The following is a 22,797-nucleotide window of genomic DNA, read 5'->3' on the forward strand; positions in this document are numbered from 1 at the left end:
TCCTAATGTTGTTCAAGTTCTTGGCTGATGCGAAGCATTTCTTCCTTCGATTTACGCTCAGCACGGCGAGCGATATACCAAGAAATAAAGGCAAACAACGACACAACCAAAATGATTAAGGTAGCAAGGGCGTTGATTTTCGGTGACACACCAAGACGCACTGACGAGAACACCACCATAGGTAGCGTGGTTGAACCTGGGCCCGACACGAAACTTGCGATCACCAAATCATCGAGGGACAAGCTAAAACTCAGCAGCCAACCTGCCACCAGCGCAGGGGCAATCATAGGCACAGTGATCACGAAGAAGACTTTCAATGGGGTTGCCCCCAAATCCATGCCTGCTTCTTCAATTGAAAAGTCCAACTCTCGCAAGCGCGATGACACCACTACCGCGACATATGCAGCGCAAAACGTGGAGTGTGCAATCCACACTGTTGTCATCCCGCGTTCAGCAGGCCAGCCAAACAGCTCGCCCATTTGAACAAACAACAGCAACAAGGAAAGACCAATAATCACATCAGGCATAACCAGTGGTGCCGTGATCATGTTCGACAAGGTGAGCCGCCCCCATGAGCGCCTAAAACGCGTCATCACAAACGCCGCCAGCGTGCCGATGATCACGGCCATGGTAGAGCTGTAAAACGCGATGCGAAGACTGGTCCAAACGGCTTGTAGAATTTGCTCATCTTTAAACAGTTCCACATACCATTTGGTCGAAAAACCGCCCCACACCGTCACCAGTTTCGAGCCATTGAACGAGTAAATCACCAAGATCAACATGGGAAGGTAAAGAAACACTAACCCTACCCAAAGCATGACGGTTGAAAATTGCCAACGTTTCATCGGCTAGCCTCCATGTCTTTAGATTGATAATGGTGGAACAAGGTGATCGGGATAATCAACAACGCCAACATCACAATCGCCAATGCCGACGCAACAGGCCAATCGCGGTTATTGAAGAACTCTTGCCACAACACTTTACCTATCATCAGGGTTTCTGGGCCGCCTAGAAGTTCAGGGATCACCACTTCACCCACCACAGGAATAAACACCAACATGGAACCGGCAATCACGCCCCCTTTTGATAAAGGCAATGTGACTTTCCAGAAGGTATTGAAGTTACGTGATCCCAAATCCGCCGCAGCTTCAAGCAAACTGGTATCTAGCTTGACCAAGTTGGCATAAAGCGGCAACACCATGAATGGCAAGTAGGTATAGATAATGCCGATGTAGACAGCAGTATTGGTATTGAGGATCTGGATAGGATCTGAAATCACACCAAGCCAAAGTAAAGAACTATTGATGATCCCCGAGTTACTCAATAGACCCATCCATGCATACACTCGGATCAGGAACGACGTCCAAGATGGCAACATGATGAGCAGCAGCAAAACGGTTTGCATACGCGCAGGTGCACGAGCAATCGCATAGGCCATCGGATACCCCAGAAGGAGGCAACCTAGAGTGGAAAAGAACGCAATTTTGACTGAACTGAGATACGCGAGAACATACAGATCGTCTTCGAGGATCCGCAGATAGTTTTCGAGATTCAGCGTGATTTCAACCACGTCATCGACGTACTGCATAATCGCTTCATAAGGCGGTATGGCAATAGCGGCACTGGAGAGGCTGATTTTAAATACGATAGCAAAGGGCATGGCAAAAAAGAGCAACAGCCAAAGGTAGGGCATGCCCATGGTAATGTGTCGCCCTTTGGGAAACAGGACGCGTGATTTATGCGGTGCTTTCGCGTTGCTCCCGCTTTTCGCTGAAGAAGTTATTATCGTCATACTCGCAATACCACACCACTGGTGGCCTCCCAGCTGATGAACACTTCATCTTCCCACGTCGGCCGATCTTGGCGCCGAGAGATGTTCGCCATGCTACACATCACCACTTTGCCACTTGGCAAACGAACGTAATAGACAGATGTGCCGCCGAGATAAGCGATATCATCCACGATGCCTTTGGCCCAGTTATGCTCCGCTTCTGGGCGCTCTCTGCTGATCAGTGCCTTTTCAGGCCGAACGGCTAACCATACTTTTTTGTCTTCCACATTGGTGGCAACACCATGACCGACAAAAATAGGCTGAGGGATTTCATGCGACTCAATCACACAGTGGTCGGTTTCATCCACCACTATCTCGCCTTCAAACATGTTCACCGAACCAATGAATTCTGCAATCATGCGGCTATTGGGGCTTTCGTAAATATCTGTTGGTGAGCCGGTTTGGGCAATCCACCCTTCATGCATGATGGAGATACGCCCGGCCATGGTCATGGCTTCTTCTTGATCGTGCGTCACCATCACACAGGTCACGCCAACACGTTCAAGAATCTCCACAACTTCCAACTGCATTTGGGTGCGCAGTTTTTTATCCAGCGCCCCCATGGGCTCATCGAGCAACAAAAGTTTTGGTCGTTTTGCCAATGAGCGTGCCAACGCAACACGTTGACGTTGACCACCAGAGAGTTGATGCGGTTTTCGTTTGGCATACGCTTCCATTCGCACCAGACGAAGCATTTCGGCGACATGAAGCTCGATTTCGGCCTTCTTCATCTTGTCTTGCTTCAATCCGAAGGCAATGTTCTGCGCCACCGTCATGTGTGGGAACAGTGCATAGGATTGAAACATCATGTTAATTGGACGCTCGTACGGAGGCATATCAGTAATGTCTTCACCGTCGAGATATATTCTGCCGCTTGAAGGCTTTTCAAAGCCGGCGAGTATCCGCAGCAAGGTTGATTTTCCAGACCCAGATCCGCCCAATAATGAAAAGATCTCTCCTTTTTCAATCGTGAGGGACACATCATCCACGGCACGAACATCGCCAAACAATTTGCTGATGCGATCAATTTTTAGCAGTTCCTGTTTCTTCTGCTGATTTTCAATAGGTTGCGGTTTATGACTCACACACGGATCCTCCCTGTTACCACTCAGACGAACGCATATCCTGAACACAGCGAGAGAGCCGCATTGATTGCGGCTCTCTGGTTGGTAAGGTTATTGACCTGTTTTCATTCGGGTCCAGTTACGTGTTTTGATGCGGCTAATTTTGAGCGGTAAGACTTCTGATACGAACAGCTTTTCCATGACGTCTGGCGTCGGATAAATGGAGGGGTTGTTCAGCACATCCTGATCAATCAGGGTGTTAGAGGCGATATTAGGGTTAGCATACGCCACGTAATCGGTGATAGGTGCGATCACTTCAGGACGCAGAACGTAGTTGATAAAGGTGTGTGCGTTTTTGGCGTTTTTCGCATCCGCTGGGATTGCCATCATGTCGAACCAGATATTGGCACCGCCACTAGGAATGGCGTATTCAATCACCTGTCCATTGTCTGCTTCTTCCGCACGATACGCCGCTTGGAAAATATCACCGGAAAAACCAAAGGCCAAACAAATGTCGCCATTGGCTAAATCGGTTATGTAGCGCGACGAGTGGAAATAGGTAATGTGAGGGCGGATTTTAGCCAGTGCATCTGACGCCTTTTCATAATCCGCTTTATTGGTCGAGTTTGGATCCAAACCTAAATATTGCAGCACTTGCGGCAACACTTCATCGGCGGAATCTAGCATGGCAACGCCACACTCTTGCAACTTGGACACGTACTGCGGGTCCATCAGAAGGTCGAGCTTATTTTCAGGCAACTTATCGCCCAAAATAGCGGTGACTTTTTCAGCATTGTAACCAATGCCATTGGTGCCCCAAAGGTAAGGAATCGCGTATTTATTTCCAGGGTCGGCCATTTCCAAGCGTTTCATTAACGCCGGGTCCAAATTTTTCATATTGGTCAGCAGGCTTTTATCCAGTGGCTTAAACGCCCCCGCAGTGATCTGCTTAGCTAAGAAGTTGTTGGACGGCACAACGAGATCGTAGCCAGAATTGCCTGACAGCAGCTTAGCTTCAAGGACGTCGTTACTGTCGTACACGTCATAGGTGACTTTAATGCCTGTTTCTTTTTCGAAATTCTCTATCGTGTCTTCGGCGATATAATCGCTCCAATTGTAGATACGCAGAATTTCTTCCGCTTGAACGCTTGTTGAAATCATCAGTCCCGATGATGCCAATAGCCCCGCAAGGGTCATTGCCGTGGTCTTATTGCGAATTGCCATTTTCATGTGCTCTCCTTAGGGTCCTTTCAGAGTCGGAGATAGAGCGCGCTACCACATCCCTGTCTCCCAACCAGATGTTTCCAATCTGGCCAACTGGTTTGCGCGTATCGAAACACGCGCATTGCGATAATCCTTTTATATAACGCTACACTGCGCCGAGGTCTTGAAGATGCTCGAAGGTGAGATCCAAGGCCAAACGCGCTTTTTCAATCAGTTCATCGACTTCCAAATGAGAGATAACAAGCGGTGGGCTGATAATCATGGTGTCGCCGCACGCCCGCATGACCAGGCCATTTTCAACACTCAAATCACGACAGATCCCGCCAATACCTACTGATTCATCAAACCGTGTTCGTGTGGCTTTGTCTTTGACCAGTTCGATGGCTGCCACCAGCCCCAACCCTCGCGCTTCACCCACTAAAGGGTGATCCGCCAAGGTCTGCCACTGTTGTTGCAAATAAGGGCCAATATCTTCTTTGACGTACTGAACGAGATTCTTCTCTTTCATTACGCGAAGATTTTCCAATGCGACCGCCGCCGAGACAGGATGACCGGAATAGGTGTAACCGTGGTTAAAGTCACCGCCTTTTTCTTCAAACACCTTCGCCACGCGATCGCTAACAATCACGCCACCCATAGGGATGTATCCCGATGTCATGCCCTTGGCTATCGGCATAAAATCGGGCGTGATGCCAAAGTGCTGACTACCAAACCATTCACCGGTTCGGCCAAAGCCACAAATCACTTCGTCCGCGATCATTAAAATATCGTACTTCGCCAGAATGCGGTTGATTTCAGGCCAATAGGTCGACGGCGGGATCACCACACCGCCCGCGCCTTGGAAAGGTTCGGCAATAAATGCAGCGACCTTGTCTTCACCGATTTCAAGAATGGCTTTTTCCAGCTCTTGCGCCGTTTGGATGCCAAACTCTTCAGGCGTGAGATCACCGCCTTCGCCAAACCAATATGGCTGTGGAATATGATGAATACCCGGTATAGGCAGCCCACCTTGCTTATGCATGGCTTTCATACCGCCCAAGCTGGCACCTGCAACAGTCGAGCCGTGATAGCCATTGTGGCGTCCGATGATAGTGAATTTTTCAGGTTGCCCTTTCACCGTCCAATAGTGACGCACCATACGAAGCACGGTGTCGTTTGATTCCGAGCCTGAACCTGTGAAAAACACTTGGTTCATGTGCGCAGGTGCAAGATCGGCTATTTCTTTCGCCAGCTCCACAACAGGTGGATGAGCACACTGGAAGAAACTGTTGTAGTAAGGAAGCTCAAGCATTTGGCGATGCGCGGCGTCGGCCAATCTTTTCTCGCCGTAGCCGATGTTGGTGCACCAAAGACCTGCCATGCCATCCAAGATGCGGTTGCCATTGCTGTCCCAAATGTAAACACCCTCAGCGCGCACAATCATGCGCGCGCCCTTCTCTCTCAGCGTTTTTGAATCGCTGAATGGGTGCAAATAGTGTGCGTTATCGAGCGCTTGCAGTGTTTCGGTATTTAGGTGTTGCGCGACGTGTGCCATGGCGACCTCCACATCCTTGTCGTTTAAATCAATAGCAACCCAATAGGTTGTCTTCCATATTGCGTTGTTATTACACCGTCAGTAGCAAGAACTCACGTTCCCAAGAACTGATCACACGCTTGAAGTTTTCCTGCTCTTTTCGCTTCACCGCGATATAGCCCTTGGCGAACGCTTCTCCCAAGTAATCAGAAACTTCGTCGCAGTTTTCCATGCGCTCAAGCGCACTTTCTAAGGTATAAGGCAAGGTTGGACTTCTGATTTCGTAGCCACGGCCTTGCGCTGGCGGCGTCGGTTTTAGCTCTCTAACCATGCCGATGTAGCCACATAACAAACTGGCTGCAATCGCGAGATAGGAGTTGGCATCTGCGCCCGGCAAGCGGTTTTCAATGCGTCGATTTTGCGGCGAGCAGCTTGGTACACGTAATCCGCAGGTTCGGTTTTCCTCCCCCCATTCAACATTGACGGGGGCAGAGGTATCAGGCAGGAAGCGACGGAACGAATTCACGTTGGGCGCGAACATGGGCAGCATTTCAGGAATGAATTGTTGAAGACCTGCAATGTAGCCGTAGAAGAGTGATGAGCTGGTGCCATCTTCGTTGGTAAAAATGTTTTTACCCGTTTCAACATCCAAAATACTCTGATGTAAGTGCATCGCACTACCCGGTTCATCGGTGATTGGCTTAGACATAAAGGTCGCGACCACCTGATGCTTTAGTGCGGCTTCACGCAAGGTGCGTTTAAACAAAAACACCTGATCCGCCAACACCAATGGGTCACCATGGCTGAAGTTGATTTCCATCTGTGCCACCCCTTCTTCATGAATCAGGGTATCAATGGCAAGCCCTTGCTGTTCGCACCAATCGTACATGTCTTCAAACAGCGGATCGAATTCATTGGCGGCGTCAATGGAGAAAGATTGACGCCCCGTTTCCATGCGACCTGAACGTCCGATGGGCGGCTTGAGCGGTAGATCAGGGTCTTCACTACGCGCCGTCAGGTAAAATTCCATTTCCGGCGCAACAACCGGTTTCCAGTTTCGCTCTTCATAAAGCTTGAGGACTTTTTTGAGCACATTGCGCGGTGACAGCTCTATGGGATTGCCCATTTTGTCAAACGAGTCGTGAATGATCTGCGCGGTTTTTTCTATCGTCCACGGCAAGAGATATACGGCACTCTCGTCTGGTTTGCAGATAAAATCGATGTCTGCTTCGTCAAGCAGTGAATAGAAAATGTCATCATCGACATAATCCCCTGTCACGGTTTGCAGCAGAACACTCTCAGGTAAACGCATTTCACCTTCGTGGATAAATTTATCCACGGGTGCAATTTTGCCACGTGCTATGCCGGATAAGTCGCTAACGACACATTCGACTTCAGTGATTTCATTGTCCATTAACCATTTTTTAAGCTTACTCATATTCTTTCTCACGCGAATTCGCTCTTTGTCTGCAGGCATTTCCGAATACTTCGAAGATAGCTGAATAAAAAGGATTTTTTGTGACTTCCCACTCAGGATGCCACTGAACCCCTAAAGCGAAATTTTTTGCATCTATGACAGAGACAGCCTCTATCAACCCATCTGGCGCATACGCTTCTGGTCGCAAACCCTTGCCTAGTCGGTCAATCCCCTGTGTATGCACAGAATTAACGTCGGCAGAGGTGCGACCCCACGCCTCGTAGAGAAGGCCCCCAGGTTCGATGTTAATTGTGTGAGAAATGCCGTACTGATCACCTACTGGTGCAGTTTTGTCTTCGCGATGTTCAATAAAACCACCCACGTCATGAAGTCTTTGATGCAACGTCCCCCCCATCACCACGTTCATTTCCTGAAACCCACGACAAATCGCAAACACAGGCACGCCCATCTCAATCGCCATTTTCATTAGCGGTAAGGTCGTTGAATCGCGCTTGGGGTCATGGTCAGTACCAGGCTCGCTAGGTGTGCCTTGATAATGATGAGGTTCGATATTGGAAGGAGAGCCCGTAAACAGAATGCCGTCGAGCGATGCAAGCAGTTGTTTCATTGGCAACGTATTACCCAATGCAGGAATAATTAGCGGACAACAACCTGAACCATCAACAACACCTTTGACATATTTATCGCCAGCAATATGAAAAGGATGTAACCCCAACTGAGAACTACACCCTGTTACGCCGACCAATGGAGTTGTTGAACACTGCATACCGTCCTCTGCTCTATCATGCATTCCATGTAAATTATGATATGTAAAAAACAATATCACCACGTAATGCGTTCGTTTTTTCACACGCTACACGTTAAAAATAAATTACGCAAGTGACCAAACCAACAAAAACGATCGATTTATTTATCAATCCATTAACATTTACAAAGCATCGCTAATTGCCTGATTTATCCAATCTTATCGCATTGATTTACGGCTAAAAGCTGGATTTTGTGACACGCGACGCGGTTGACAATGTTGGCGGTTTACTATTCACTCAAGGGTATCCACTGGAGTGGCTAATATAATTTACACTTAGGCAGGTGTTTTATGCGATATCAAACAGACAGGGAAATGTTTACGGAAGCGGATGCGAATTCCGCGAGTGCCTCAGAGGCCGAGGAGTTTCTTCGTAAAAACCCTGATATAGAATACGTCGACTTACTCATTATCGACATGCATGGCATTGTGCGAGGTAAGCGCGTTGAAAAAGACAAGCTTAAAGCCGCGTATGAAACGGGCATCGGCCTGCCTCTGTCTATCTACGGCCTCGATATCACCGGAACATCCGTCGAAGAAACGGGGCTAGGATTAGATATTGGTGAATCTGACGCATACTGTTTTCCCGTTTCCGGCTCATTGACCACGCAACCGTGGCAAAAACGCCCTATCGCTCAACTTCTTTTAGAGATGTATGAAGACGAAGAAACGCCCTTTTTTGCCGACCCACGAAAAATTCTTCGTCGAATCGTACGAAAAATGAAGGAAAAAGGGCTAACTGCAGTTTCTGCTTTTGAGATTGAGTTTTACCTCATCGACAGTAAATCTGACGGCAAGGTTCCTCAACCACCTATCTCCCCTGTCACGGGCAAACGCCCAACCAACACACAAGTCTATTCGCTGGATGATCTCGACCATTACTCAGACATGCTCACGGGCATCATTGACACGGCACGCGAGCAAGGCTTGCCCGCTGACGCGATCGTGGCTGAATCTGCACCCGGTCAGTTTGAAATCAACCTAAACCATACCAATGACCCCTTGGCAGCGTGTGACCACGCAGTGCTACTTAAACGCGTCATTAAACAAACAGCGCATGCCCATAAGTTTGATACCACCTTCATGGCCAAACCTTACGCGGATCAAGCGGGCAATGGCATGCACGTTCATATCAGTGTGGTGGATGACAAGGGCGTCAACATATTCCAACCGGACGAAAACGGTGAATTTCCAGACATCATGCGCCACGCGGTCGGCGGCATGTTAGAGTTACTTCCGGAATACATGGCGATACTGTGTCCCAATATCAACTCATTCCGCCGTTTTGGTCCTGACTTTTATGTGCCTAATTCGTCGAGTTGGGGGTTCGAGAATCGAACCACGGCGCTTCGCATCCCCGATGACACTCTCGAAGCCACGCGCATTGAACACCGTGTTGCGGGCACTGACGCCAACCCGTATTTGATGATGAGCGCGCTGCTTGCAGCCATGATGTACGGTATTGAACATAAAGTAGAGCCACCTGAACCTGTCGTCGGCAATGCTTATGAACTGGATATCGAGCCGCTTCCTACCAACCTACGAGATGCCCTTCGTCTTCTCTCTAGCTCAGAAATGATGAAGCACTATTTAGGATCCGATTTCGTTGAAGTGTTTGTCACGTGCAAAGAGAAAGAGTTGGAGCAGTTCGAAAAACACATTACTGATATAGAATACGATTGGTATTTGCATTCATTTTGACGCCTTTACTGCGCGTTTTCATTGACTGCACTGCCCTAGACTTCGAAAATGAGCCGGATTATTTTAATTCGGTTCATTTTTCATGACTGCACAGCTTTCAACACCGTCGAAACCGACACTTTGCCCATGTGGCAGCCAACAAGCTTACAGCCACTGCTGCGAGCCTATTCATCAGCAACATAGCAACGCGGATCACCCAGAAAAGCTCATGCGAGCGCGTTACAGCGCCCACGTGGTTGGGTTAGTGGACTTTGTTGTTGCGACCTATCACGTCTCTTGCCACGCTGAAGAGCATCGCGAGGCCATTGCCAAATCGGTAAAAAGTAAATGGCAAATGCTGCAAGTGCTGTCGAGCTCTGTTGATGACGGTGGCAAGCAGGGCTTCGTCGAATTCAAAGCCCACTATGTAGAAGACGGTACACCTTACTGCTTGCACGAAAAATCCCGTTTTGTGACGGAAGAAAAAGACGGTGAGACCCTTTGGTTTTACATCGATGGCGAATACCCGAAAGCCGAGAAAGTGGGCAGGAACGACCCTTGTCCATGTGGAAGTGGCAAAAAGCACAAGAAGTGCTGCGGTTAGAAAACACTCAAGCTGATTGATTTTTGGTCGATATGTAGGGGGAGCAACTCATGAGGACATATGATGGCTTGGTTCCCCAACTTCTCAGACTATTCACCACAAAAAGTGAATAACGTCTCGAAGCAGAATAAGACAGAACAACAAAAGCAAAAGCTTGCTGACGAAGAAGAAGATCATGCTGACGCTCACATCGAGCAAGAACCCGCATCGAAAGACAAGAAAAACGACGGGTTGTTAGATGTTTATGTCTGATCGAACTAACCTTTGCCTTATTGTTGGACTTTCATTCTCTACCCCCTGTTCCGTCGCAAAGTAAACAAAAGAAAAGTGTCATAAAACCTTAGCGAAATCTGCCTTTATACACCCACGCTCTTACCCTTTTAAGCCATTGCGCTTTCTCTTAGTCGCTAAATCGTTAAACACACAAATTACTTGTTGCAATATTTAATGAGTTTGTTAGTGTTGAGCCCAAGCAAACGTTTACTCGTTTACATATTGAGAGAAGACAAAAATGCAAAAAACACTAATGACCATTCACCACCATCATCATCCTGAGTAGTCTTTCGGGTAGATTGGTTTCGACTGGAAGACAGGGATTTAGGTTCTTCCAACGGTCATTATAGTGAATACAAGATTCAGACCCCCGGAAGCGAACCTTCCGGGGGTTTTTTACATTTTAGGATTAAAAATTGTGCCAGCGTCTTCTAGAAGGAAGCGCTGAAACCAAAGATACAGGGATTAGATCATGCAAACAGAACGTCTAAGAATCGCAATACAGAAAAAAGGCCGTCTCGCCAAAGAGTGTTTTGAACTGCTAAAGCGCTGCGGTGTGAAAATCAACGTCTCTGGTGATCGTTTAGTCGCTCACGCAGAAAACATGCCCATCGACCTATTGCTGGTGCGCGATGATGATATCCCAGGCCTTATCATGGATGGTGTGGTTGATTTGGGTGTTATTGGTGAAAATGAACTGGAAGAAGTGCGTTTAGAGCGCGTCAAAATGGGCGAGCCAAGTGAGTACAACAAACTTCGTCGCTTGGATTTTGGTGGTTGCCGCTTATCGGTTGCGGTCGAAAAAGATCAAGATTATAAAGGCCCACAAGATCTAGCGGGTCAACGTATTGCGACCACCTACCCCAACATTCTCAAAGCCTACCTCGATCAGAAAGATGTGAAATTCAGCACTTGTATGCTCAATGGCTCAGTAGAAGTTGCGCCTCGCGCAGGTCTTGCCGACGCGATTTGCGATCTCGTTTCTACGGGTGCGACCCTTGAAGCCAATGGCCTAAAAGAAGTCGAGGTTATTTTCCGTTCCAAAGCCGTGCTGATTCAGCGCACAGGCGAGTTTGCTAGCGACAAATCCGAGCTTATCGAACGTCTTCTTACCCGTATTAACGGCGTTATCCAAGCCAAAGAATCCAAATACATCATGCTGCATGCACCTAGTGAAACACTGGAGAAAATTGTTGAGCTGCTGCCAGGTGCAGAAGACCCAACGATTTTGCCGTTGGCACATGACAAACAACGCGTTGCTGTTCATCTGGTAAGCACTGAAAATCTGTTCTGGGAAACCATGGAAAAACTGAAAGCACTAGGCGCAAGCTCTATTCTGGTGCTGCCAATTGAGAAGATGATGGAGTAAGCCATGAAAACAGTGGTTTGGAAATCGCTCAGTGACCAGCAGAAGGAAAGTTCATTAGAACGCCCTGCTATTTCAGACAGTGCGTCAATTACTGAAGCCGTTCAACGCGTGATCAGCGATGTCCGTCAAGGCGGAGACGCCGCACTAAAAACGCTGACCGAGAAGTTCGATAAAGTGGTTCCTGAAAACATTCGTGTTCAGCAGGAAGAAATCGATGCCGCTGAGACTCGGTTAGGTGATGAGATTAAAGTGGCGCTCAAGCAAGCCTATGACAACATTGCCTGTTTCCATCAAGCTCAAAAAGCGCAGCCACTGACTGTCGAAACCATGCCCGGCGTGGTCTGTGAATTGGTTACTCGTCCTATCAATCGTGTTGGGTTATATATTCCAGGCGGCAGCGCACCGCTACCGTCAACCGTGTTGATGCTTGGCGTACCGTCGCAAATCGCAGGGTGTCGTAAAGTGGTGCTTTGTTCGCCACCACCTATCGCGGATGAGATCCTATACGTCGCGAAACTGTGTGGCATTGATGAAATCTACAACCTTGGTGGCGCGCAAGCAGTTGCTGCCATGGCGTATGGTTCAGAAACGGTTAGCAAGGTGGATAAGATTTTTGGCCCAGGCAATGCCTTTGTTACCGAAGCCAAACGTCAGGTGAGCAACGATCACCAAGGCGCGGCCATTGATATGCCTGCTGGCCCTTCTGAAGTGTTAGTGATTGCCGACGAAGACGCCGATGCCGATTTCGTTGCCGCAGATCTGCTGAGCCAAGCGGAGCATGGCCCGGACTCACAAGTGGTATTGCTGACACCTTCTCCTGTCATGGCAGAAAAAGTGGCGGATGCCGTGCAGAAACAACTTAAGGTGCTTAGCCGTGCTGACATCGCCAGCCAAGCCTTGGGTTCGAGTATCATCATCATCGCTGATAGCCTGACGCAGTGTATTGCCATCTCGAACAATTACGGCCCTGAGCACTTGATTGTTCAGACCAAAAACCCGCGTGAACTTCTTCCGTTGCTCGATAACGCAGGTTCAATTTTCTTGGGCGCTTGGTCGCCAGAATCTGTTGGCGATTATGCCTCTGGCACCAACCACGTGCTGCCAACCTATGGCTATACGCGTACCTATTCAAGTCTCGGTTTGGCTGATTTCAGCAAGCGGATGACGGTTCAAGAGTTATCGGCCGATGGTCTGCAGGCACTTGCACCTACCGTGGTCGCCATGGCCAACGCTGAAGGTTTAGATGCGCACCGCAATGCGGTCACGATTCGCGTCAACAAGCTTAATAAATTGCAATAATTTTGGGGTGAGTGATGGATATTGAAAAATTAGCTCGTAAGGATGTTCAGGCGTTGACCCCTTACATGTCTGCCCGCCGCTTAGGTGGCCAAGGTGATGTTTGGCTCAATGCCAATGAATCACCGTTTAACAATGAGTACACCATCAACGGTGCTGGCCTTAATCGCTACAGCGAATGTCAGCCTGATGAACTTATCCGTGCCTATGCAGACTACGCAGGTGTGCGCCCAGAGCAAGTGCTCACCTCCCGCGGTGCCGATGAAAGTATTGAACTATTGGTTCGCACTTTCTGTGAAGCCGGCGAAGACAGTATTCTTTTCTGCCCGCCAACCTATGGCATGTATGCCATCAGTGCGGAAACCGCGGGTGTTGAGCGAAAAGTCGTTCCCCTGACTAACGAATGGCAGCTCGATCTGGCAGAGATTGAAAACAACCTTGATAACGTCAAACTGGTTTTCGTTTGTAGCCCAAACAACCCAACAGGCAACTTGGTTGATCGCAACGACATTGAAGCGCTACTAGAAATGACAGCAGGTCGTGCGTTGGTTGTGATGGACGAAGCCTATATTGATTTTTGCCCTGAAGCGTCAACCGTTGATCTGCTGGTTCGCTATCCAAACCTTGCGATTTTACGCACCCTGTCAAAAGCCTTTGCGCTCGCTGGCTTACGCTGTGGTTTTACCATCGCGAATCCGCAAGTTATTCAGTTGATGCAAAAAGTCATCGCGCCTTATCCGGTGCCAGTACCCGTGACAGAAATTGCTTGTCAGGCACTGTCTGAAGCAGGCCTTGCACGCATGAAATACCAAGTGTTGGATCTCAGTGCTAACCGCGCTTATCTTCAAGCCGGTCTTTCCATGTTACCGGGTGTTCAGGTGTTTGATGGCTATGCTAACTACCTGCTGGTGAAATTCGATGACGCGGAACTGCTGTTTACCGCCCTTTGGGACAACGGCATTATTCTTCGTCGCTCTCCGATTGAAGGCTGCATTCGTATCAGCATCGGCAACCGTGAAGAATGTGAAAAAACCCTGACCTTTATCCGCCAGCAACTGGCATAAAGAGCGAAACGAAAAGGAATTTGTAGTGAAAGAAAAAATCCTCTTTATTGACCGAGATGGCACACTGATTGTCGAGCCACCTGTTGATTTTCAAGTCGACCGCCTCGACAAACTCAAGTTAGAGCCTGATGTCATTCCTGCTCTGCTTTCGCTTCAGGATGCCGGTTACAAGCTGGTGATGGTCACCAACCAAGACGGTTTGGGTACCGACAGTTACCCACAAGCTGATTTCGATGCGCCACATAATATGATGATGGAGATTTTCGAATCTCAAGGCGTGAAGTTTGCTGACGTTTTGATTTGTCCGCACTTCGACCACGAAGGATGTAGCTGCCGCAAACCCAAGCTGGGCTTGGTGAAAGACTACCTTCAGCAAGGCCGTGTGGATTTCAAGACGTCTGCCGTGATTGGCGATCGTCAAACCGATCTGCAATTGGCTGAGAACATGGCGATCCGTGGTATTCAATACCACCCAGAAACCATGAACTGGAAACAAATCCTCAAAGATTTGACCACCTCCCCGCGCGTTGCTTCCGTGGTTCGTACCACCAAAGAAACCGATATTCGCATCACAGTGAACTTGGACGAAAGCGGCGGTAACAGTATCAGCACAGGCCTTGGCTTTTTTGATCACATGCTAGATCAAATCGCCACACACGGTGGTTTCCGCATGGAAGTTGCAGTAGAAGGTGACTTGCACATCGACGACCACCACACGGTGGAAGATACCGCGCTAGCGCTGGGGCAAGCACTAAAAGAAGCCCTTGGCAACAAACGCGGCATCGGCCGTTTTGGCTTTAGCCTGCCAATGGACGAATGCCTTGCACAATGCGCGTTAGATTTGTCGGGTCGCCCGTACCTGAAATTTGAAGCAACATTCTCGCAAGACAAAGTTGGCGATCTATCAACAGAAATGGTCGAACACTTCTTCCGCTCACTGACAGATACCATGGCTTGTACGCTTCACCTGTCTTCCAACGGTGATAACACGCACCACATCGTTGAAAGCCTGTTTAAGGCTTATGGCCGCACATTGCGCCAAGCAATCCGCGTTGAAGGCAACGAGCTGCCAAGCAGCAAAGGCGTACTCTAAGGAGAGATAGTATGAGCGACGCAAAGATTGTCATTATTGATACCGGATGCGCCAACGTCAGCTCTGTGCGTTTTGCCATAGAGCGCTTAGGTTACGACGTGACGATTAGTCGTGACCCTGCTGTGGTTCTCGCCGCTGACAAATTATTATTGCCCGGTGTCGGTACAGCAACAGAAGCGATGAAAAACCTTGAAGAACGCGACTTGATCTCGCTCGTTCGCGACGTCAAACAGCCATTACTTGGCATTTGTTTGGGCATGCAGCTTTTGGGCAAGTCATCACAAGAAGGCAAAGCAATCGTTAACTGCCTTGGCCATGTTGACGCTGACACCACACTGATGGAAACCGGTAATTTGCCGCTTCCTCACATGGGTTGGAATACGGTCACTCCCGTAAATAACCACCCCCTGTTCAAAGATATTCCTGAGAACAGCTACTTCTATTTCGTACATAGCTACGCCATGCCAGTGGGCGATTACACCATTGGCCAATGTGACTACGACAAGCCGTTTAGCGCTGCAGTACAAAACGGCAACTATTACGGCGTTCAGTTCCACCCAGAGCGTTCGAGCAAAGTTGGGGCGCAGCTGATCAAAAACTTTTTGGAGTTATAAGGATGATAATTCCTGCTTTAGATTTGATTGATGGACAAGTCGTCCGTCTTTATCAAGGCGATTACGGCCAAGTCACCGAATACAAAGTTGACCCTCGTGAGCAATTCGCGCTGTACCACAATGCAGGCGCAAACTGGCTACATTTGGTCGATTTGACCGGTGCAAAAGACACCACAGCGCGTCAGCTTTCTATTATCGAATCCTTGATTGAAAGCACCCCCGCGAATATTCAAATTGGCGGTGGCGTACGCAAAGAAAGCGACGTTGTCGAACTGCTGCGTGCTGGTGCTAAGCGTGTGGTCATTGGTTCAACAGCCGTAAGGCAACCTGAAATTGTAAAAGGCTGGATGACGAAATACGGCGCCGAACACATTGTGCTGGCACTGGACATCAATATCGATGAAAACGGCAATCGCATGGTCGCGGTATCAGGCTGGCAAGAAGATTCCGGCGTAACTATTGAAGCACTGCTGGAAGATTTCCTCACAGTGGGATTAAAGCATGTTTTGTGTACCGACATTTCCCGTGACGGCACATTGGCTGGTTCCAACGTTGAGCTCTACAAAGATCTTTGCGCGGCTTACCCGCAGGTTCAATTTCAATCTTCAGGTGGCATTGGTTCTCTGGCAGACATAGACGCGCTTAAAGGCACTGGCGTTGCGGGTGTTATCGTGGGTCGCGCCCTGCTAGACGGCAAATTCACCGCAGAGGAGGCATTCGCATGTTGGCAAGAAGAATAATTCCCTGCCTAGACGTTCGTGATGGTCAAGTTGTCAAAGGCGTTCAGTTTCGTAACCACGAAATCATTGGTGACATCGTCCCACTTGCTGCACGCTATGCGGCTGAAGGCGCTGACGAATTGGTGTTTTACGATATTACCGCATCAAGCGATGGTCGCGTCGTAGACAAAAGCTGGGTCGCACGTGTTGCCGAAGTGATTGATATTCCTTTCTGCGTGGCTGGTGGCATCAAAACCGCCGAAGATGCACAGCGCATACTGGAATTTGGTGCAGACAAGATTTCCATCAATTCCCCTGCCCTAGCGAACCCAGAACTTATCACTGAGCTTGCCGAAAAGTTCGGCGTGCAGTGCATTGTTGTCGGCATTGATTCTTACTACGACAAAGACACGGGTAAATACCAGGTTTACCAATTCACTGGCGACGAAGCACGTACCAAGGCCACCAAGTGGGAAACCCGCGATTGGGTGCAGGAAGTGCAAAAGCGCGGCGCAGGTGAAATCGTGTTAAACATGATGAACCAAGATGGCGTGCGCAATGGTTACGATCTTGAGCAGCTCAACATGGTGCGCGAAGTGTGCCACGTGCCTTTGATTGCATCGGGTGGTGCTGGTGAAATGGTGCACTTTGCCGAAGCATTCAACAAAACTAACGTTGATGGCGCACTGGCAGCCTCCGTATTCCACAAGCAAATCATCAACATTGGTGAGCTAAAACAATACTTAAAACAACAAGACGTGGAGATCCGCTTATGAGCCAGACAGATGGAACTGCCGCACTGGCTGAACGTATTGATTGGGAAAAGATCAACGGTCTCGTGCCTGCGGTTGTACAAAATGCAAAAAGCGGACAAGTGCTGATGCTGGGTTACATGAACCAAGATGCGCTAGCCAAAACCCTCGAAACCGAGCAAGTCACATTCTGGTCTCGCACCAAGGAGCGCCTTTGGACCAAGGGTGAAACCTCCGGTAACGTGCTGCAGCTTAAACACATTGACTTGGATTGCGACAAAGACACCTTGCTGGTGCAAGTCGATCCTATCGGCCCAACCTGCCACCTTGGCACCGAAAGCTGCTTTGGCGAAGATGATGCAAACAAGCCTGCTCTGGTGTTCCTTCATCAATTGGAGCAAGTGTTGGCATCCCGTCGAGGATCCGATCCTTCTACGTCTTACACCGCGTCCCTTTACGCTAAGGGTACCAAACGTATTTCGCAGAAAGTGGGCGAAGAAGGCGTCGAAGTCGCGCTTGCAGCGACGTCGGGCGATAAGGAGGAATTGATCAACGAATCCGCCGACCTGATGTACCACCTGATGGTATTGCTGCAAGATCAAGATTTCTGCTTGCAAGATGTGGCGAACAAACTGAAAGAGCGCCATAAGTCATCATAATCCCTGATAACGTCGGCACGATGAGGCAACTTCATGAGAAGTTGCCTTTTTTTTCGACACCTAATCACGCTGTAGGCATTTTTCCATCAATTGCATAGCCACACTAAGATAAAATACGTTTTGAAATATTAACTCACTTGCAAAGTTCACCTTTCAGTAATTTCTGCCCTAGTCGAAAATTCGGCATCAAACTTGCTGGTTATCCGGATGTGTTTTGCGTAAAAGATCGAGAACAGATGCATAGCTATAGTCGACAATCTATCAATCAAGCTGACATAGAGTCAGTGATTGCAGCATTACAATCTGAGTTTGTGACTCAAGGGCCTAGAGTTCTAGAATTTGAGAATGCGGTAAAAGTCATGGTTGGTGCTGAATTTGCTATTGCCGCCAACAGCGCGACCTCCAGCCTTCACCTTGCCTGTTTAGCGTTAGGCTTAAGCGCTGGTCAGCGCCTTTGGACATCGCCAAATACCTTTGTTGCCTCGGCGAACTGTGGGCTTTACTGTGGCGCAGAGGTCGACTTTGTCGATATCGACCCTGTCTCCTATAACCTTTGCCCTGAAAAGCTGGCAGAAAAACTTGCGCTAGCGGAACAAGAAAACACCTTGCCGCACATCTTGGTTGCCGTACACATGTGCGGCCAAAGCTGCGATATGGAAGCGATCCATCGCTTATCAAAGCAGTACGGTTTCAAGGTGATTGAAGATGCTTCCCATGCCATTGGTGGGCGCTATCAGGGGGGCTATATTGGTAGTTGTCGTTACAGCGACATCACGGTATTTAGTTTCCATCCCGTCAAAATCATCACCACCGCCGAAGGTGGCATGGCGCTTACCAATGACCCAGCACTTGCCAAAGCATTAGAAAGCCTGCGCAGTCATGGCGTGACTCGAGACCCCGCCGAGCTTGTCGATGCTGGGCAAGGCGCTTGGTATTACGAACAGCAAAGTCTGGGTTACAACTTCCGCATGACAGATCTTCAAGCGGCTCTAGGCGTATCTCAATTGACTCGTCTCGATGAGTTTGTCAAACGCCGAAATGCACTTGCACATCGCTACAACTGCTTACTCGAGAACCTACCACTGGCTACGCCGACACTACTCGAGTCGTGCGAATCGGCATGGCATTTGTATGTCATTCAGTTAGCGGAACCGGATTGCCGCCGCCACGTCTTCGATACGCTGCGGGCAAAAGGGATTGGCGTGCATGTTCACTATATTCCTGTGCACACACAGCCCTATTATCGGGAACTTGGTTTCGATTGGGGCCGATTCCCTGTTGCTGAAAATTATTACCACGCTGCGCTAAGTCTGCCGCTGTTTTTTGACATGACAGAAGACGAACAAGATCAGGTTGTGGCAGCACTTACTGAGGCGCTTAACGCCAATTAAAGGACACAATGAAAGTCTGTATTATCCCTGCCCGAGGCGGCAGCAAGCGCATTCCGGGTAAGAACCTTAAACCCTTCATTGGTCAGCCTATCATCGCGTATGCCATCAACGTGGCGAAGCAGTCAGGTCTATTTGATCGCATTATCGTGTCCACCGACAGCGAAGAAATCGCTGCCGTTGCCACAGAATATGGCGCAGATGTTCCCTTTATTCGTCCATCAGACATCGCCAACGATCACGCCACTACGCTGGATGTGATTAAGCACGCCATCGAATGGTTGCATGATCATGACCAAAACCTTATCGAGGCGGTCTGTTGCCTGTATGCCACCGTGCCATTTACACGCACTTCAGATCTCGAAGAAGGCCTTGCATTACTGCAAAGCGCGGGCACTCAATACACCTTCGCCAGCACGCGTTTTTCGTTTCCAATTCAGCGCAGCATCCGCATGACCGAAGAAGGTAATGTCGAAATGTTCTGGCCTGAGCACTTCTCCACGCGCTCCCAAGATTTAGAGCCTGCTTATCATGATGCAGGCATGTTCTACTGGGGTACGCCCACCGCTTTTGTATCGGGTTTGCCAATCTTTGCACCCCATTCAAAATCGGTACAAATTCCCCATTTTCGCGTGCAAGATATCGATGAACCCGATGACTGGCTACGTGCTGAAATGCTGTATGAAATTCTCTCAAAACGAGGCGAGTTGTGAACGTCGTCATTCGCGTGGACGCGTCGAGTCAAATAGGCACAGGACACGTAATGCGTTGCCTCGTTCTTGCCAAAAAGCTCATCGACCACGGACACCATGTGCGCATGCTCAGCCGAGAATTAACAGGGAATTTTCTTGAGTATTGCCGCCAACAAAGCATCCATATGCTTCCCCTACCTGCCATTGAAGAAACCTTTTTGCCGGATACTGGCGACTACGCGCACTGGTTAGGCGTAACGCAGCAAGAAGACGCGCATCAGTGTCTCGCGATGTTGGAGGGCATTACCCTCGACTGGGTTGTTTTTGATCATTATGCGATTGATGAAAAATGGCAATCGCTGATGAAAACATCCGGTGCCAAGGTGCTCGCCATTGATGATCTCGCCAATCGTAACCATAACTGCGATATCTTGCTTGATCACAATCCTTGGCCTAACGTTGAAAATCGCTACCACTCATGGGTGCCCACTGGATGCCAACAACTGCTCGGCCCTCGCTTTGCGTTGTTGCGCGACTCATTTTCAGCGCTTCGAGATCACGACCTGAGCGCAATAAAAAACCAAATTGTGGCCTTCTTCAGTGGCACAGACCCAACAGGTGAAACGCTCAAACTGCTTCACGCCTGTCAGCAATTTTCTACGCTGCCCTTTAATGTTGTCATTATCTATGGCATGGCAAATCCGAGAAAAGAAGTGCTGTTGACGGAAAGCGTGCCTAAGTTTATCGAATTAATTGAAAGCCTTCCTGACTTCGAAACCGAACTGGCTTGCTCGCGCTATGCATTTGGGGCTGCGGGTGTTAGCGCGATCGAACGTACCTGTTTACGCTTACCCAGCACCTTAGTGTCAGTTGCTGAAAATCAGCGTGACATGGCAGAGCACCTTGCCAAATCTGGACAGTATCGTTATCTCGGCTTGAGCGAAACCACAACCGCTTCTCGCTATGCACAAGAGCTTGCTTGGCTCGCCGAACACTGGGATGCTCTGCCGCTGCGTTTACCTGAATCAGACATTGACGGGCTAGGCGCAGAACGTGTCGTTCGTGCAATGGAGAATGGCCAATGAGCGAAATGACGCCCTGCGACAATCCCAAAACAACACTGCGCCCAATGACAGAAGCGGATTTAGATATGGTAAGAGAATGGCGCAATGCTCCCGCCGTTCGCGAGAAAATGTTCACCACACACGAAATCAATCCTGATGAACACAGGCGCTGGTTTCAGCAAGTAAAATCCGACAGTCGCAGCTGTTTCTATATCGCTCAGATTGATCAACACGACTACGCCATGGTGTCGTTTACGAATATTAACCGACAGCACCATACGGCCGAATGGGGTTTTTACAAAGCCCCTGCTGCGCCGGCTGGCGTGGGACTAAGGATGTTACATGCAGCACTGAATATCGCGTTCAATGCACTCCAGCTGCAAACAGTGACGAGCCGTGTTTTGACAATCAACGACAATGTTTTGCATTTGCATCGAAAGCTTGGCTTTGTGCAAGTAGGCCAACAGGCTTCACATTCAGTATCACTGACTGATGCCGTACCCTACATCAACTTCCAACTGACAAAAAAACATTGGCAGCATAGAGAATCCTGCATTCGTCAACAAATCCAACCGCTTCAAGGTAGAGCAGCATCATGACGAAATTGATTATCATTGATGGTCGCAAGATTGGCCCAGAGCATAAGCCCTACGTCATCGCAGAAATGTCGGCGAATCACAATGGTTCCCTAGAACGTGCTTTTCAGACCATCGAGATGGCCAAACGCGCAGGTGCTGACGCCGTCAAAATGCAGAGCTATACCGCCGATACCATCACCCTGAATTGTGATTCTGCAGAGTTTCAAATTAAGGGCGGCTTATGGGATGGTCGAACACTCTATGACCTATACCAAGAGGCTCATACGCCCTTTGATTGGCACAAACCGTTGTTTGATAAAGCGCACGATGTGGGTATCACGATTTTCAGTACCCCATTTGATTTTTCTGCCGTTGATTTACTCGAAGATCTCAACGCACCCGCGTATAAAATTGCCTCATTTGAAGCGATTGATTTGCCTCTGATCCGTTACGTTGCTCAAACAGGCAAGCCGATGATCATTTCTACCGGCATGGCTAACAACGACGAAATCGCAGAAGCGGTTGCGACGGCGCGAGACAACGGTTGTAACGAGCTGGTTTTGCTTCATTGCATCAGTGCTTATCCGGCGCCGGCATCACAAAGTCATCTGCGCACAATTTCCGATTTGTCTTCGCGTTTTCACACCATTGGCGGCCTGTCTGATCATACCCTCGGCACTACCGTGTCCATTGCAGCAGTGGCGCTTGGCGCGTCTGTGATTGAAAAGCACGTCACGCTAAATCGCAACGATCCAGGGCCAGATTCCACCTTTTCGCTCGAGCCTCATGAGCTTGAGGCGCTATGCCGTGACACAGACATCGCATGGCAAGCACTCGGCCAGGCAGGTTATCAACTCAAAGACGCAGAAAAAGCCAATGTTCAATTTCGTCGGTCTTTGTATATCAGTGACGATATCAAAGCAGGTGAAAAATTTACTGCGCAGAACGTTCGCAGCGTCAGGCCCGGGTTTGGCTTAGCACCAAAGCATTATGACGATGTGATAGGAAAGACGGCACGTGTAGACATTGCTTTTGGTAGCCCGCTTCAATGGGACATGATCGCACAGTCATAAACAA

Annotated in this window: 23 protein-coding genes and 1 other annotated feature; of the genes, 16 read left to right on the forward strand and 7 right to left on the reverse strand. The window is 49.0% G+C overall.

What is annotated here, in order from left to right; all coding sequences use genetic code 11:
* Positions 1-2 precede the first annotated feature (2 nt).
* The 7 genes from AB8599_RS10220 to AB8599_RS10250 form a co-directional block, all read right to left on the reverse strand.
* Positions 3-845, reverse strand: coding sequence for an ABC transporter permease subunit (locus AB8599_RS10220; RefSeq protein ID WP_407330799.1), 843 nt, complete (start codon positions 843-845; stop codon positions 3-5).
* Complete coding sequence (locus AB8599_RS10225; RefSeq protein ID WP_407333210.1) at positions 842-1,699, reverse strand: ABC transporter permease subunit; 858 nt, start codon at positions 1,697-1,699, stop codon at positions 842-844. The genes AB8599_RS10220 and AB8599_RS10225 overlap by 4 nt, the downstream gene beginning before the upstream one ends.
* Positions 1,700-1,788: 89 nt before the next feature.
* Complete coding sequence (gene potA, locus AB8599_RS10230) at positions 1,789-2,916, reverse strand: polyamine ABC transporter ATP-binding protein (RefSeq protein WP_407330800.1); 1,128 nt, start codon at positions 2,914-2,916, stop codon at positions 1,789-1,791.
* A 90-nt stretch (positions 2,917-3,006) separates the two neighbouring features.
* A complete protein-coding gene (locus tag AB8599_RS10235) occupies positions 3,007-4,125 on the reverse strand; it encodes a polyamine ABC transporter substrate-binding protein (protein WP_407330801.1) in 1,119 nt (372 codons plus the stop codon).
* A 139-nt stretch (positions 4,126-4,264) separates the two neighbouring features.
* Positions 4,265-5,653 carry an aspartate aminotransferase family protein gene (locus tag AB8599_RS10240; protein ID WP_407330802.1) on the reverse strand — a complete coding sequence of 463 codons (1,389 nt, stop codon included), beginning with the start codon at positions 5,651-5,653 and terminating at the stop codon, positions 4,265-4,267.
* 70 nt (positions 5,654-5,723) lie between these two features.
* Positions 5,724-7,070: a glutamine synthetase family protein gene (locus AB8599_RS10245; RefSeq protein ID WP_407330803.1), complete on the reverse strand. Its 1,347-nt coding sequence runs from the start codon at positions 7,068-7,070 to the stop codon at positions 5,724-5,726.
* Positions 7,063-7,920: a gamma-glutamyl-gamma-aminobutyrate hydrolase family protein gene (locus AB8599_RS10250; protein WP_407330804.1), complete on the reverse strand. Its 858-nt coding sequence runs from the start codon at positions 7,918-7,920 to the stop codon at positions 7,063-7,065. Before AB8599_RS10250 ends, AB8599_RS10245 begins: the two co-directional genes overlap by 8 nt.
* 246 nt (positions 7,921-8,166) lie before the next feature.
* On the opposite strand from AB8599_RS10250, the gene AB8599_RS10255 reads away from it, so the two are divergent.
* The 16 genes from AB8599_RS10255 to pseI all read left to right on the forward strand — a co-directional run bounded on the left by AB8599_RS10255 (position 8,167) and on the right by pseI (position 22,793).
* Positions 8,167-9,576, forward strand: a complete 1,410-nt coding sequence (locus tag AB8599_RS10255; RefSeq protein ID WP_407330805.1) for a glutamine synthetase family protein — start codon at positions 8,167-8,169, stop codon at positions 9,574-9,576.
* An 82-nt stretch (positions 9,577-9,658) separates the two neighbouring features.
* On the forward strand, positions 9,659-10,159 hold the full coding sequence (locus tag AB8599_RS10260) for a YchJ family metal-binding protein (protein ID WP_407330806.1): 501 nt from the start codon (positions 9,659-9,661) through the stop codon (positions 10,157-10,159).
* 63 nt (positions 10,160-10,222) lie between these two features.
* A complete protein-coding gene (locus tag AB8599_RS10265) occupies positions 10,223-10,411 on the forward strand; it encodes a hypothetical protein (RefSeq protein WP_407330807.1) in 189 nt (62 codons plus the stop codon).
* Positions 10,412-10,693: 282 nt separating this feature from the next.
* Positions 10,694-10,830, forward strand: a sequence feature (His leader region).
* A 74-nt stretch (positions 10,831-10,904) separates the two neighbouring features.
* Complete coding sequence (hisG, locus tag AB8599_RS10270; protein WP_407330808.1) at positions 10,905-11,801, forward strand: ATP phosphoribosyltransferase; 897 nt, start codon at positions 10,905-10,907, stop codon at positions 11,799-11,801.
* Positions 11,802-11,804: 3 nt separating this feature from the next.
* Positions 11,805-13,100, forward strand: a complete 1,296-nt coding sequence (hisD, locus tag AB8599_RS10275; RefSeq protein WP_407330809.1) for a histidinol dehydrogenase — start codon at positions 11,805-11,807, stop codon at positions 13,098-13,100.
* Between the two features lie 20 nt (positions 13,101-13,120).
* Entirely contained in the window at positions 13,121-14,161 is a 1,041-nt protein-coding gene (gene hisC, locus AB8599_RS10280; protein WP_407333211.1) for a histidinol-phosphate transaminase, read from the forward strand.
* A gap of 25 nt (positions 14,162-14,186) precedes the next feature.
* Positions 14,187-15,254, forward strand: a complete 1,068-nt coding sequence (gene hisB, locus AB8599_RS10285; RefSeq protein WP_407330810.1) for a bifunctional histidinol-phosphatase/imidazoleglycerol-phosphate dehydratase HisB — start codon at positions 14,187-14,189, stop codon at positions 15,252-15,254.
* An 11-nt stretch (positions 15,255-15,265) separates the two neighbouring features.
* Complete coding sequence (hisH, locus tag AB8599_RS10290) at positions 15,266-15,868, forward strand: imidazole glycerol phosphate synthase subunit HisH (RefSeq protein WP_407330811.1); 603 nt, start codon at positions 15,266-15,268, stop codon at positions 15,866-15,868.
* A 2-nt stretch (positions 15,869-15,870) separates the two neighbouring features.
* Positions 15,871-16,608, forward strand: a complete 738-nt coding sequence (gene hisA, locus AB8599_RS10295; RefSeq protein ID WP_407330812.1) for a 1-(5-phosphoribosyl)-5-[(5-phosphoribosylamino)methylideneamino]imidazole-4-carboxamide isomerase — start codon at positions 15,871-15,873, stop codon at positions 16,606-16,608.
* Positions 16,590-17,363 (forward strand): imidazole glycerol phosphate synthase subunit HisF, encoded by a 774-nt coding sequence (hisF, locus tag AB8599_RS10300; RefSeq protein ID WP_407330813.1) that lies wholly within the window; start codon positions 16,590-16,592, stop codon positions 17,361-17,363. Before hisA ends, hisF begins: the two co-directional genes overlap by 19 nt.
* The gene (gene hisIE / locus AB8599_RS10305) at positions 17,360-17,998 is read left to right on the forward strand and encodes a bifunctional phosphoribosyl-AMP cyclohydrolase/phosphoribosyl-ATP diphosphatase HisIE (protein ID WP_407330814.1); all 639 of its coding nucleotides are present in this window, start codon (positions 17,360-17,362) and stop codon (positions 17,996-17,998) included. The genes hisF and hisIE overlap by 4 nt, the downstream gene beginning before the upstream one ends.
* A gap of 236 nt (positions 17,999-18,234) precedes the next feature.
* Entirely contained in the window at positions 18,235-19,389 is a 1,155-nt protein-coding gene (pseC, locus tag AB8599_RS10310) for a UDP-4-amino-4,6-dideoxy-N-acetyl-beta-L-altrosamine transaminase (RefSeq protein ID WP_407330815.1), read from the forward strand.
* A gap of 8 nt (positions 19,390-19,397) precedes the next feature.
* Positions 19,398-20,099, forward strand: coding sequence for a pseudaminic acid cytidylyltransferase (gene pseF, locus AB8599_RS10315; RefSeq protein ID WP_407330816.1), 702 nt, complete (start codon positions 19,398-19,400; stop codon positions 20,097-20,099).
* A gap of 50 nt (positions 20,100-20,149) precedes the next feature.
* Positions 20,150-21,163: a UDP-2,4-diacetamido-2,4,6-trideoxy-beta-L-altropyranose hydrolase gene (gene pseG, locus AB8599_RS10320; protein WP_407330817.1), complete on the forward strand. Its 1,014-nt coding sequence runs from the start codon at positions 20,150-20,152 to the stop codon at positions 21,161-21,163.
* Entirely contained in the window at positions 21,160-21,741 is a 582-nt protein-coding gene (gene pseH / locus AB8599_RS10325) for a UDP-4-amino-4,6-dideoxy-N-acetyl-beta-L-altrosamine N-acetyltransferase (RefSeq protein WP_407330818.1), read from the forward strand. The genes pseG and pseH overlap by 4 nt, the downstream gene beginning before the upstream one ends.
* Positions 21,738-22,793, forward strand: a complete 1,056-nt coding sequence (gene pseI, locus AB8599_RS10330) for a pseudaminic acid synthase (protein ID WP_407330819.1) — start codon at positions 21,738-21,740, stop codon at positions 22,791-22,793. Before pseH ends, pseI begins: the two co-directional genes overlap by 4 nt.
* The last annotated feature ends 4 nt before the right edge of the window (positions 22,794-22,797 follow it).

The organism is Enterovibrio litoreus (assembly GCF_045679545.1).
Lineage (GTDB): Bacteria > Pseudomonadota > Gammaproteobacteria > Enterobacterales > Vibrionaceae > Enterovibrio.